The following is a 13,105-nucleotide window of genomic DNA, read 5'->3' on the forward strand; positions in this document are numbered from 1 at the left end:
CGAGGCGCGAAGCCTGGTGAGGAGCGGAGTTACCTTAAACGGTAATGAGCACCGCAGACAGGCGAAGCAACGAAGAAAGCGAGCGGTTGTCAACAGTCTGAAGGTTAGATAACTCTTACTGAAATAACACCCTCAATCTCTTTTAACAACTGTTCAACTGGGCCATTGATTGTTTCATCAAGGTCAATCATTGTATAAGCAAAAGCACCTTTACTTCGGTTAAGCATATCAGCAATATTTACTTGATAGTTTGCTAGTAATCCTGTAATTTGACCGACCATATTAGGAATGTTTTTATGTGCAATCGTAATACGTTTTTTCCCTGTATAAGGTAATTCTACATTTGGAAAATTAACGGAGTTTTTAATATTACCTGTTTGTAAATAATTTTTTAATTGTTTTGCAGCCATACGGGCACAGTTTTCTTCTGATTCAGTTGTTGATGCTCCTAAATGAGGGATTGGAATGACATTCTTCATACCTATCACTTTTTCATTTGGGAAATCCGTCACATAAACACCTACAGTCCCGTTATTCAACGCATATTCTAGCGCAACATCATCTACTAATTCAGAGCGTGAAAAATTAAGTAATCTTGATCCCTTTTTCATTCCTGATAAAAGTTTATCATTCACAAATCCTTTTGTTTCAGGTGTTAAAGGCACATGGATTGTTATATAATCGCATGTTGAAAAAATTTGCTCTAAATTATCGATTCGTTGCACATTCCTAGATAATCGCCATGCAGTTTCGACTGAAATATAAGGATCATAACCATATACTTCCATATCTAACGCAAGAGCGTCATTTGCTACAAGTGCACCGATTGCTCCTAAACCAATAATACCTAATTTCTTTCCTGCGATTTCTGCTCCTGCAAATTCTTTTTTACCAGCTTCTACAATTTTAGAAACATTTTCTTCACCAAATAATGAACGAGTCCACTCAATTCCTTCAATAATTCGTCGTGAAGAAAGGAATAAACTTGTCAGAACTAGTTCTTTAACTGCATTTGCATTTGCACCAGGCGTATTAAATACAACAATTCCTCTTGAAGTACATTCATCAATTGGAATATTATTTATACCAGCACCAGCCCTTGCGATTGCTTTTACGCTGCTTGGTATGCGCATTTCATGCATACTATGGCTTCTTAAAAGAATTCCATCTGGTTCATTTAATTGATTGTTAACGCAAAAGCTTTCCAAAGGAAACTCTTTAATTCCGTGCTCAGAAATATTATTCAATGTTTGAATTTTTATCATCTTACAATCTCCTCTACTATTTTCTTTTCAAATTGACTCATAAACTGAACTAATTTCTCAACGCCTTCTAATGGCATCGCATTATAAATACTAGCCCGCATTCCTCCAACTGATCGATGACCCTCAAGATTCACCAAGCCAGCTGAATTTGCCTGAGCAAGAAATTGCTTATTTAATTCATCAGAAGTTGATGTAAATGGAATATTCATAAGTGATCTGTTCTCTTTCTTAACTGGTGAAGAGAACAAGTCAGATTGATCGATAAAATCATATAATAATTGAGCTTTTAAAAGATTGGTTTGATAAATACTATTTAAGCCACCTGATTCTTTAATCCATTCCAAAACTAGCATCGCTACATAAATGCTGAATGTAGGAGGTGTATTATAAAGGGAAGAAGCTTCTACATGTGTTTTGTAGTCGAGCATTGCTGGGCAATTTTTATCAGCACTTCCAATAAGATCATCTCTAATGATGACAATTGTTAACCCTGCTGGACCGATGTTTTTTTGAGCTCCAGCATAAATTAAACCGAATTTTGAGACATCAATTGGTTCAGAAAGAATATTTGAAGAAAAGTCTGCAACTAATGGAGAATTTGTTTTAGGGTAAGTAGAGTATTTTGTCCCCTCAATCGTGTTATTCGTTGTAATATGTAAATAATCGTATGGTTCAAAAAGGGCTAAATCTTCTAAATTAGGAATATATGAAAAATTTTCATCCTCAGATGAAGCGATAACATGAACATCTCCATATTTTTTTGCCTCAGAGATTGCTTTCTTTGACCAAGTTCCTGTATTAATATAAGCAGCTTTTTTGTACTTACTTAATAAGTTCAATGGAATCATTGAAAATTGAGTTGATGCTCCACCTTGTAAAAATAACACTTTATAATTTGATGGAATTTCTAAAAGTTCACGTAATAAGCTTTCACATTTCTTAATAATTCCTTCAAATTCAGCCGAACGATGACTCATTTCCATAACTGACATACCAGAAGTACCGTAAGAAACAAGTTCTTTTTGTACTTTTTCCAATACTGGAACAGGCAAGACAGATGGACCAGCGGAGAAATTAAAAACGCGTTCCATAATAATCATCCTCACTCGTTATTTTTTTAATATTCTAACTTTAAACTACTGATATACGTTGGTCAATAAAAGATGAAATAAAATCATAAAAATTTCACAAAAATATTAATTTTCTAATTAATGAAAAGGGAATATTAGTAATTTTTTATTTAAATATAAACAAAAAATTAAGTTGGTTAATAATTTGATTGATAAATAAAATGCATAGTTTTAGAAGAAAATGGAAAATTTAAGCGTTATATTGTATTAAGGGAGTTTAAATGTTTTCTAAATGGTTTAATAATCCAGTTTACTTTCGTAATATTTTTTACATTACTTTTGCTGTTAGTGTATTATTTAATCTAATTTGTTCTGAAAAAAGTGATAGCTTTTACTTTCTGTACATGCTTGATACAATAATATTTGGTCTTGGTTTTTACAACCGTCCTAATTGGTTTATCATTTTAATTTCTACAATAATAGTCGTTTCTAGATACTATTTGGTTCCCCAGGCAGGGCATATTATTAGTTACTTAATTACATATTATTTAATCACGTACATATCAGTCGGTTTAATGAAACAATATCATAGAGTAAAAACGGGATCGATCGAGTTAATATAAAAAACATCCTGTGATTGGATATGACATTATTAAGCATATTGCTATTTTTAATGAAAATGGCATCTTTGATATAGTTTTATACCACCATGAACCATACGATGGAAAAGGATATCCAGAAGGTCTAAAGGGTGATCAAATTCCTTTAACTGCTAGAATTGTAGCAATAGCCGATAGCTATGATGCGATGATTTCAAATCGATTATATCGTAAGGGGATGGCTTTAGAAGACTGCTTAAACGAAATAGAAAATAATAAAGGAATCCAATTTGATCCTGAGATTACTGATGTTTTCCTTAGTTTATTTGATTTTAGAGAATGAAATAATTCATAAAAATAGAGGGTGTCCCAAAAGGATAGTGGGGATCCTCTTTTTTGTATATAGATTAGATTTGAAAAAAACTTAAAAAAGGATCATACGAATTAAAGTCCTGTGCTGCAAATAAGTATTATAGAATAGCAAATAAAGAGTTCATTTGTGCAAATAAATGATGAAAAGGTACATAAGAACAGGGGACTGCAATTAAAATCTGAGAATCGCAATTAAGTTAAGGAAAACTGCAATTAAAATTAGAAAACCGCAAATAAAATTAGCAAAACCGCAATTAAATTCCAAAGAATCGCAAATAAATTAAAAAATTACCCATACCAGTTAAGGTATTATGAAATGGAAATTGTCCACTTAGTAGATACTTTCAAATGGAATTAGCAAATATACCTTTTTTTCGAATATTAATTTGATAAAAATCTGCTGAATATCAATAAAAAAGATTGATCATAACAGCTACAAATGAAAAAATACCCCGATAAAGAGACTAGCCTTATTTAATTTGGCTACTCTTTTTTTTATACCAACTTGGTATTATTTGATGAAAATTACTATGGTCATCTAATATCGTTCGAACTTTTTTCCACATGGAATCGATTAAATGTGGTGTAGTTTTATAAGACCAAATTATATCTGATGGAATAACCATCGCAGCGTATAATGCATAAGGGCCCAAAAATCATCAGGGGGATTGTTTGAAAAATAGCCGTCCATTTGCCCGATTGCAAATGGAATACTAATATATTTTGTAAAAAGAGCAACCTTGTGAAAATCATGGTATGGATCTCCCCATTCAAATCGATCAAAATCAATAACAGCTTTTAGTTGTGCATCTTTAAAAAGTAAATTTGATGGATGAAAATCATCATGTAAAAATGTAATTGGTCGATTGGATAAAAGGTGTTTGTTTTCCTCAACAAAGTTAAGAATAAATTCAAGTTCTGGAAATGAAATAGAAGATTCCATTAGTAACTCTATGTATCGATTGTATTTAGTAAGTCTCATTTCTTTCCAAGGTTGATGTTGCTCTGGATTTGTTAAAGAATGAATTTTAAGCAATTCAATTCCAGCTTGAGTACCTAATTGATATTGCTGTTCTTTAGAAATCGTTGGCAAATATTCCTCACCATCAATTCCAATAATTGACTAAGACAGCATGTATAGTGAGAGCTTCATCCGGCAATTCAATTAAATGAATTGGTTTAGGGACAAGTGCTCCGATTTCATAAAAATGTTCCAGATAAGTATTAATAAAATTTGCATGATTTGTACGATCAAAATCATAAATTTTAATAAACAAATCCTCATCCAAATTACTTTTAACAATCCATTTCTCTTCAAATGAAAATCCTTTTTTTACTTGCGAAATAGAAATAGCTGACTGTAAAAATGGAACTTTTTGAATTACGTTATCGTTTAATTTCAAAATTACACCACCAAATATATTTCTTAATTTATAGGATTTTGTTGTAAAGTTAGGAGTTTTAGCTAGGATCTTAGCAAAAATCAAAAAAGATAAAAACTAGGAGGCTCAACAGAAATTTTTTTACCTCTTTTATATAAATGTTAATGTTGTTTTTCATCGGTTTAGTACAAACAACAAAACATAGTGAAAAAGATTGGAGCGTAAGGTGCTCGACTCCTATGGGAAATGCGGGAAGCCTGAGACCCCGCAGGAACGAGGAGGCTCAAGAATCTCGCCCCATGGAAAGCGAGCATCCTGAAGCGGAAATCAACACACCAACTTCTTAAAAAACAACAAAGATTACACAAAAACCAATAATTATATTTAATCCGTTTATACTTTGAAGACGAAATTTATGTAGAACTGTAACGTTTGACTGTATAGTTTCTAAATTATATAATGGTAATATTACTTAAAATAGGGGAGGGTTGTCACTTGGGATCGAGTATCGCATTGGTGAGTTAGCTGAAATAGCTCAAGTTTCAAAAAGAACAATTGATTATTATACAAAATTAGGGTTACTAGAAGCAAAACGATCTGAATCAAACTATCGATATTATTCCACAGAGGCAATTGAGACTCTCAGATTTATTGAACATTGTAAAAAAATGAGAATATCCTTAGAAGAGATAAAAGATTTACTGCAAACTAATTATAATCAAAAAAATTGTGTTTTTGAACAAATTCAACAAATATCAAATCAAATTATTGAGCTTGAAGCTAAATTAGCTCAATTAGTACCAGTAATATCGGGTATGAATGATTGTGAAAAAAATGCTTTAGTAGATTCGTTGTCACATCATACATTTCCGTTATTTGAAACATTGAAACATTTTGTAAAATAATGACTAAATTAAATTTAAAACATAACAATTTATTAAAGTTATAAAATATGTATGTTTTACTAAATTATGGTAATCTATTAAGTAAGTAAAATAGTAATTTTATATTTTTGTAGATTGAAATTCTCAGGAGGTGAATACTCGAGTAATATACTCGAGTTCGTCATTGGACATAGTTAACTTGTTTATGATTGCAGTTTTAATCGCACTTACAGCTTTTTTCGTAGCAGCAGAATTTGCGATAGTGAAAGTTAGATCAAGTAGAATTGATCAACTAGTAGCCGAAAAAAAGCGAGGTGCAGTAGCTGCTAAAAAGGTTACGACGAGTTTGGATGAATATTTATCAGCTTGTCAATTAGGTATTACGGTTACAGCTTTAGGATTAGGTTATTTAGGTGAGCCAACATTTGAGCATCTTATACACCCAGTCGTAGAATTTCTTGGCTTAAACGGAACAATCTCTACAACTATTTCGTTTATTTTAGCTTTCTCATTTATGACATTTATTCACGTTGTAATTGGTGAGCTAGCACCTAAAACGGTTGCTATTCAAAAAGCTGAATCAATCACAATAATACTTTCTACTCCACTTATTGTTTTCTATAAAATAGCTTATCCATTTATTTGGGCATTAAATAATTCAGCAAGATTTTTTACTGGATTATTTGGAGTTAAGCCAGCATCTGAATCAGAAGAAGTTCATACTGAGGAAGAATTGAGAATTATTTTATCAGAAAGCTTTGAAAGCGGAGAAATTAATCAGGCTGAGTATAAATATTTAAATAATATTTTTGAATTCGATAACCGACTTGCAAAAGAAATTATGGTCCCTCGTACTGAAATTATCGGTTTATATGCAGAAGACCCAATTGAAGAACAAATTGAAATAATTAAAAATGAAAAATATACACGTTACCCAGTTTTTGGGGAAGATAAAGATGATATTTTAGGTATGGTAAATGTGAAAGACTTTTTTATTCGCTATCTGGATGGAAAAGTTGAAAAAACATACGATTTCGCAAACTATACTCGCCCAGTTATTCAGGTAATTGAAACAATCGCAATCCATGATTTATTATTGTTAATGCAAAAGAAACGTATTCCACTTGCAATATTGTATGATGAATATGGTGGAACAGCGGGATTATTAACAATGGAAGATATTCTTGAGGAGATTGTTGGGGAAATACGTGATGAATATGATGATGATGAAAAACCAGCTGTTCAACATATTTCAGAATCACATAAGATTGTAGACGGAAAAGTATTAATTACCGAAATTAATGACTTATTCGGTTTGTATGTTGAAGAAGATGATGTTGATACAATTGGTGGGTGGATTTTAACGCAAAATCATGACATAAAGCAAGGTGAATCTATCATATTTGAGGACTTTGAATTCAAAGTTGTTGAATTAGATTCACACCAAGTTAAATTAGTTGAAATAAAAAAAAATGAGTTAATTCAGGCAGTAAAATCATAAAGATACGATGAAAAAGAAGGATAAGGGCATAAGTCTTTATACCTTCTTTTTTTGATTCTTAAACAAAATAATACTAAAACCTTATACTGTTATACTTTGTACAATCATTCACAAAACGTTAACAAATTACAACTCCAATTCAATTCCTTTTATTATAAAATAAGGTTGTAAGATTGATTCGAGCAGAAGTTCTAATTCTTCTACTAGTTATATTATTAACTATTTCAATCAGCTTATTTTTTAATCGTTTCGTTCAATACCTCATTTTTCCCCCTCTACTTTTGTAAAGTTAGAGGCTTTTTTTTGCATAATTTTTCCTTTATTGAATACATATAAATTAAATATTTGTAAAGGATTGTCGATAGTTAATAATTTAAAAATTTGTTATAGGAGTGTGAAGTGCTTGTCAGATGCTCCCTCGGGTAATGGGATAAAAAATTTTTTAAACATTATTAACCGAATTTTTTCTAAGAAATCAAAAGATCGAAAAAAAGTAGATTCAAAAGAAAAACATCTCTTAATTCATAATGAATTATTTGATGTTGTTGATGAGGAACAATTTAATTTGTACGAAGATGAATTGTTTTTGAGAACAATCACTTTTAAAGAAAAAAAAGTAAATGACATTTTGACACCCCGAACAAATGTTGTAGCGATTGATATTAATGAATCTGTGGACTTTATATGTAATTTATTTTTAGAAGAACGGTACTCTAGAATCCCAGTTTATGAGCAGGATATAGATCATATAATCGGTGTAATTTCTGAAAGGGAATTTTTAACTCAACTAATACAAAAACAAACAGTTAATATTCATGATCTGATTAGAGAGCCGATTTTTGTTATAGAAACGATGAAAATTTCTACAGTGCTAAAAATTCTTCAAAAACAAAATGCACATCTTGCTATTGTGATGGATGAATTTGGAGGAACTTCCGGAATCGTTACGCTTGAAGACATAATAGAAGAACTTGTTGGCGAAATTAGGGATGAATTTGACGAGTTAGAGGATGATTTTTTCCAAATAAATGAGAATGAATACCAATTCCAAGCCTCAATTGACTTATCGAGTTTTTTTAATCGGTTTAACATAAAAAAGCCTAGTAGTAGATATTTAACATTAGGTGGATGGTTATTCGAAAGTTTTAAACATATACCAAAAAATGGAGAATTACTTCAATATAAAAATTTAACCTTCATCATTAAAGAAGTTCAAAATAGAAGAATACAAAGTGTAATTGTAAAAATAAACCACCAAAATTTGCAAAGTAAACTCGGTTCTTAGGAGCCGAGTTTTTTATGTGTTGAAATACCTAGTCATTATTATAAATAGAACAATGAGTGAAATTTGATCAAGTTTTGAACTTTATTGGTATAAATATTTTTGACCTCAATTTTAATGAGTCTAATGTTTATTAATTTTTAAAGTAATTTCTTTTTTTTATTCTTTTACTCTATTTCATCATGATTCGGGAAAATTTATTTGGACAGTGTAAATACACTTCCTCTTAATGGAATTTTTAAACGTTTTAAATTTTATACTTGTTTTGATGAATAAGTTGATTGGAACGAAGGGATGCTCGACTCCTATGGGATATGCGGGAAGGCTGAGACCCCGCAGGCTCGCCGAGGAAACTCAGGTCTCGCCCCATGGAAAGCGAGCATCCTGTAGTGGAAATCAACCACATATACATTTTTTGTAATTGATTAATTTTTTTCCACCTAAAACAAAGTGAAATAATCGGTTTTTAGAAATTGAGCTTTTCAATCATAAAAATAGAATTAAAAAGACAAAAAGAAAAATAATAAAAATATAAGATTTTTTTGTTGTAATTTTTTAATACATGCAATATATTTAAGACACACATTTCAAAACAAACAATTCCGATAAGGTTAAGGGAGATTAAAGAATGAATATTAAGAAAATTGGTTTAACATTAGGTTCGTTATTTTTAGCAGCAGGTGTTATGGCAGGCTGCAATACAAATAAAAAAGAAGAAACTGCAAAAGGAAAAGATTTATTAACTCAAGTGAAAGATAGCGGAGAGTTAAAAATTGGTACTGAAGGTACATATGCACCTTTCACGTTCCATGATAAATCTGGTAAATTAACAGGTTTTGATGTTGATTTATCAAATGAAGTTGCTAAACGTTTAGGCGTAAAACCAAAATATTTTGAAACTCAATGGGATGCAATGTTTGCAGGTTTAGATGCAAAACGTTTTGACATCATTGCAAATGAAGTTGGTATTAGAGCAGATCGTGAGAAAAAATATTATTTCTCTGACCCATATATCACATCATCAGGTGCATTAGTTGTAAAATCAGATTCAAAAGTTAAATCATTTGATGATATTAAAGGTTTAAATGCTGCTCAATCTTTAACAAGTAATTATGGCGACTTAGCTAAAAAATATGGAGCTAAATTAGTTGGAGTAGAAGGATTTAGCCAAGCAATTCAATTAATTGAATCTGGCCGTGCTGATGCTACAATAAACGATAAATTATCAATTCAAAACTATTTAAAACAAACAGGTGACAATAAAGTTAAAATTGCAGCTTTAGAAAATGATGCTTCTAACAGTGGATTTATGTTCCGTAAAGATGATGATTCTTTAGTAAAAGCTGTGAACAAAGCGCTTGAAGATATGAAAAAAGACGGAAAGTATGATGAAATAGTACAAAAATGGTTCGGTAAAGATGGACTTAAATAGTATATTCAGCCAAGAAAATTTAACCATTGTGAAGGATTCTTTCCTTCCAATGGTTAAAACTGCTTTAATCGGTACTATTCCATTAACAATTATTACTTTTATAGTTGGTATAGTTTTAGCATTTATTACCGCTCTTTTCCGTCTATCAGGTAATAAATTCTTAAATGGTGTAGCCAGATTTTATGTTTCAATTATTAGAGGAACACCTCTTTTAGTACAATTATTTATTATTTTTTATGGATTACCTTCAATAAATGTAACAATATCACCTTATATTTCTGCTATTATTGGTTTTTCATTAAGTGTTGGTGCATATGCATCTGAAATTATTAGAGGATCAATCCAGTCGATTGATAAGGGGCAGTGGGAAGCTGCTTCATCAATAGGCATGACATATAATCAAACATTAAAACGAATTATTATTCCTCAAGCGGCGAGGGTTTCATTACCGCCACTATCAAATACCTTTATAAGTTTAGTAAAAGATACTTCTTTGGCTTCCTTAATATTAGTAACTGAGATGTTTAGAACAGCTCAGGAGATAGCTGCAACTAACTATAAATTCTTAGTTGTTTATACGGAAGCTGGAATCATTTATTGGATAATCTGCTTCTTCCTTTCAATCATTCAAGGTCGATTAGAAGCACGAGTTGCACGCTATGTTGCTAAGTAAGGGAGGAAGAACTTATGATAAAACTAGAAAACATTAAAAAAAGTTTTGGTGAATTAGAAGTATTAAAAGATGTAAGCTTAAATGTAGAAAAAGGTACTGTTACAGCTATTATTGGCCCTTCTGGTTCTGGGAAAACTACATTTTTAAGATGTATTAATATTTTAGAGCAACCGACAGATGGAAAAATAACAATTGATGAACAGACAATTGATTTTTCAAATAAGGTGTCAAAAAAAGAAATTATTTCATTAAGAAGTAAAACAGGTATGGTTTTTCAACAACATCATTTATTTCCTCACTTAACAGCGTTAGAAAACGTTATGGAAGGTTTAGTAACAGTACAAAAAGTAAAAAAAGATGTTGCAAAAAAGAAAGCAATTGACTTACTTACAAAAGTAGGATTAGAAGAGAAAATAAATTTATTACCACATCAACTTTCAGGTGGTCAGCAACAGCGTGTAGGGATTGCTAGAGCGTTAGCATTAGAGCCAACAGTCATCTTATTTGATGAACCAACTTCAGCGTTAGATCCAGAGCTTGTACAAGAAGTTCTAAAGGTAATGAAAGAGTTAGCTGAAGAGGGAATGACAATGATTGTCGTTACACATGAAATGAAATTTGCTCGTGATGTTGCTGATGAAGTCATTTTTATGGACGGTGGTTATATTGTTGAACAAGGTCATCCTAAAGATGTTTTAGAGCATCCTAAACATGCAAGAACAAAACAATTTTTACAATTAATCCAGTAATTCAAGATTAAATAATTTACAAATTCGTGTAGAAAACTAGTACTAGATGTTGATCTAGTGCTTTTTTTTATGGGAAAAAGGAAGAAGAACGAATTAAATTGTTTTTTCCAAAATTTACATTAGCTAAACATACATATGTTAATCGATTAGAGTCATACTATCATTACACTACTTAAGGAGGTGAGACAACATGGCAAACAACAACAGCTTAGTAGTAAATGGTGCACAACAAGCATTAGATTCTATGAAGTATGAAATCGCTTCTGAGTTTGGAGTAACTTTAGGTCCTGATTCTACAGCTCGTGCTAACGGTTCTGTAGGTGGGGAAATCACTAAACGTTTAGTTCAAATGGCTGAACAAAGCTTAGGTGGTTATTCAAAATAATAGCTATGGCTAATAAGGGTGGAGATTATTCTCCATCCTTTCTTAATGAAGGCCAATGAAAATGGAGTGAGCTTTATATGGATGGTATATGTCCACTGTGCAATGGAATTGAGCATTATAAACTAAAATGTCCTATATGTGAAAATCATTGTGAAGATAAAGGCAGAGCTGTTGATTATGAAGATAAATATAGTCCATATTTAGATTATGACATTTCAGCAAAAGCTGATGGATTAACTGAACATAATTCAAATCAGTATTGTACTCATATGTTTAATTGTCGAGATTGTAATGAAGGTTTTCTTAAAATAATTGAGAAAATAAAATAACGCAGTACCAATTAAGATGGTACCGCGTTATTTTATGTTTAATTCATTACCTAATTATCGAATACGATATTCAGTTTCTTTATCAAAGAAATGAACTTTGTTCATATCTACTGCTAATTTAATCACTTGTCCATGTGTAAATGTTGAACGTGCATCTAATCTTGCTACTAATGTATTTCCTTCAAAATTAGTGTAAAGCATTGATTCTGCTCCTAAAAGCTCAGCAACTTCAATTTTTAAATCAAGAACTGTACCTTGAGATGCTTCGATAAATACCGGTTCATCATGTAAATCCTCAGGACGCACTCCTAAAATAACTTCTTTTCCAACATATCCATTATCGCGTAATGTTTTCATTTTTCCTTCAGGTATAGCAACTTTTTTGCTGCCAAAGTTAAAGTGACCATCTTCAACTTTCCCTGAAACAAAGTTCATTGCAGGTGATCCAATAAATCCACCAACGAATACGTTTTCTGGGCGATCATAAACTTCCTTTGGTGTACCTACTTGTTGAATAATACCATCTTTCATTACGACTAAACGTGTAGCCATTGTCATTGCTTCTGTTTGATCGTGTGTTACATAAATAGTTGTCGTTTGAAGACGTTGATGTAATTTTGAAATCTCAGAACGCATTGCAACACGTAATTTAGCATCTAAGTTTGATAATGGCTCATCCATTAAGAATACTTTTGCATCACGTACAATTGCACGACCAAGAGCTACACGTTGGCGTTGTCCACCAGATAAAGCCTTTGGTTTACGATTTAAATATTCCTCAAGACCTAAAATACGAGCAGCATCTTTTACACGACGATCAATTTCTGCTTTGTCAAACTTACGTAATTTTAATCCGAAAGCCATGTTATCATATACAGTCATATGTGGGTAAAGTGCGTAGTTTTGGAAAACCATTGCGATGTCACGATCTTTTGGTTGAACATCATTTACACGCTTGCCATCAATCAAGAAGTCACCTTTTGAAATATCTTCTAAACCAGCGATCATTCGAAGTGTTGTTGATTTACCGCATCCAGAAGGACCAACGAATACGATAAATTCTTTGTCTTCAATATGAAGATTAAAATCTTTTACAGCTGTTACGTTATTGTCATAAATTTTATAAATGTGATCTAATTTTAATTCTGCCATTATTACTACCTCCAACTATTTGTAATCGGT

Annotated in this window: 15 protein-coding genes; 10 read left to right on the forward strand and 5 right to left on the reverse strand. The window is 31.5% G+C overall.

The annotated features are described in order from the left end of the window. Nucleotides 1–104: 104 nt before the first annotated feature. Together ACFVR2_RS07815 and serC are read right to left on the reverse strand one after the other, a co-directional pair. Nucleotides 105–1,265 (reverse strand): phosphoglycerate dehydrogenase, encoded by a 1,161-nt coding sequence (locus ACFVR2_RS07815; protein ID WP_387360512.1) that lies wholly within the window; start codon nucleotides 1,263–1,265, stop codon nucleotides 105–107. After that, nucleotides 1,262–2,356, reverse strand: coding sequence for a 3-phosphoserine/phosphohydroxythreonine transaminase (serC, locus tag ACFVR2_RS07820; protein ID WP_387360514.1), 1,095 nt, complete (start codon nucleotides 2,354–2,356; stop codon nucleotides 1,262–1,264). The genes ACFVR2_RS07815 and serC overlap by 4 nt, the downstream gene beginning before the upstream one ends. 260 nt (nucleotides 2,357–2,616) lie before the next feature. Between serC and ACFVR2_RS07825 the strand changes: the two genes are divergently transcribed. Then, nucleotides 2,617–2,958: a hypothetical protein gene (locus tag ACFVR2_RS07825; RefSeq protein WP_387360516.1), complete on the forward strand. Its 342-nt coding sequence runs from the start codon at nucleotides 2,617–2,619 to the stop codon at nucleotides 2,956–2,958. A 10-nt stretch (nucleotides 2,959–2,968) separates the two neighbouring features. Beyond that, entirely contained in the window at nucleotides 2,969–3,277 is a 309-nt protein-coding gene (locus tag ACFVR2_RS07830; protein WP_387360518.1) for an HD-GYP domain-containing protein, read from the forward strand. A gap of 633 nt (nucleotides 3,278–3,910) precedes the next feature. On the opposite strand, the gene ACFVR2_RS07835 is transcribed toward ACFVR2_RS07830, so the two are convergent. Both ACFVR2_RS07835 and ACFVR2_RS07840 read right to left on the reverse strand, forming a co-directional pair. Next, the gene (locus ACFVR2_RS07835) at nucleotides 3,911–4,399 is read right to left on the reverse strand and encodes an aminoglycoside phosphotransferase family protein (RefSeq protein WP_387360520.1); all 489 of its coding nucleotides are present in this window, start codon (nucleotides 4,397–4,399) and stop codon (nucleotides 3,911–3,913) included. 13 nt (nucleotides 4,400–4,412) lie between these two features. Then, nucleotides 4,413–4,709 carry a hypothetical protein gene (locus ACFVR2_RS07840; RefSeq protein ID WP_387360522.1) on the reverse strand — a complete coding sequence of 99 codons (297 nt, stop codon included), beginning with the start codon at nucleotides 4,707–4,709 and terminating at the stop codon, nucleotides 4,413–4,415. 467 nt (nucleotides 4,710–5,176) lie between these two features. Here ACFVR2_RS07840 and ACFVR2_RS07845 point away from each other — a divergent pair, with 467 nt between their 5' ends. From ACFVR2_RS07845 to ACFVR2_RS07880, 8 genes are all read left to right on the forward strand, one after another. Continuing rightward, complete coding sequence (locus ACFVR2_RS07845; protein WP_097973794.1) at nucleotides 5,177–5,593, forward strand: MerR family transcriptional regulator; 417 nt, start codon at nucleotides 5,177–5,179, stop codon at nucleotides 5,591–5,593. Nucleotides 5,594–5,756: 163 nt separating this feature from the next. Then, nucleotides 5,757–7,073 (forward strand): hemolysin family protein, encoded by a 1,317-nt coding sequence (locus ACFVR2_RS07850; RefSeq protein ID WP_387360524.1) that lies wholly within the window; start codon nucleotides 5,757–5,759, stop codon nucleotides 7,071–7,073. A 403-nt stretch (nucleotides 7,074–7,476) separates the two neighbouring features. Further along, on the forward strand, nucleotides 7,477–8,358 hold the full coding sequence (locus tag ACFVR2_RS07855) for a hemolysin family protein (RefSeq protein ID WP_387360527.1): 882 nt from the start codon (nucleotides 7,477–7,479) through the stop codon (nucleotides 8,356–8,358). 631 nt (nucleotides 8,359–8,989) lie between these two features. After that, nucleotides 8,990–9,787 carry an amino acid ABC transporter substrate-binding protein gene (locus ACFVR2_RS07860; RefSeq protein WP_387361717.1) on the forward strand — a complete coding sequence of 266 codons (798 nt, stop codon included), beginning with the start codon at nucleotides 8,990–8,992 and terminating at the stop codon, nucleotides 9,785–9,787. Then, nucleotides 9,774–10,460: an amino acid ABC transporter permease gene (locus ACFVR2_RS07865; RefSeq protein WP_387360530.1), complete on the forward strand. Its 687-nt coding sequence runs from the start codon at nucleotides 9,774–9,776 to the stop codon at nucleotides 10,458–10,460. The genes ACFVR2_RS07860 and ACFVR2_RS07865 overlap by 14 nt, the downstream gene beginning before the upstream one ends. Before the next feature lie 14 nt (nucleotides 10,461–10,474). After that, nucleotides 10,475–11,209: an amino acid ABC transporter ATP-binding protein gene (locus ACFVR2_RS07870; RefSeq protein WP_069033859.1), complete on the forward strand. Its 735-nt coding sequence runs from the start codon at nucleotides 10,475–10,477 to the stop codon at nucleotides 11,207–11,209. A gap of 190 nt (nucleotides 11,210–11,399) precedes the next feature. Continuing rightward, nucleotides 11,400–11,594 (forward strand): alpha/beta-type small acid-soluble spore protein, encoded by a 195-nt coding sequence (locus ACFVR2_RS07875; RefSeq protein ID WP_056472044.1) that lies wholly within the window; start codon nucleotides 11,400–11,402, stop codon nucleotides 11,592–11,594. A 77-nt stretch (nucleotides 11,595–11,671) separates the two neighbouring features. After that, nucleotides 11,672–11,923, forward strand: coding sequence for a hypothetical protein (locus ACFVR2_RS07880; protein WP_387360532.1), 252 nt, complete (start codon nucleotides 11,672–11,674; stop codon nucleotides 11,921–11,923). Between the two features lie 54 nt (nucleotides 11,924–11,977). Here ACFVR2_RS07880 and ACFVR2_RS07885 read toward each other — a convergent pair whose 3' ends face one another. Next, nucleotides 11,978–13,075, reverse strand: a complete 1,098-nt coding sequence (locus ACFVR2_RS07885; protein WP_387360534.1) for an ABC transporter ATP-binding protein — start codon at nucleotides 13,073–13,075, stop codon at nucleotides 11,978–11,980. Nucleotides 13,076–13,105 lie beyond the last annotated feature (30 nt).

Source organism: Gottfriedia sp. NPDC057991 (assembly GCF_042886615.1).
Lineage (GTDB): Bacteria > Bacillota > Bacilli > Bacillales > Bacillaceae_G > Gottfriedia.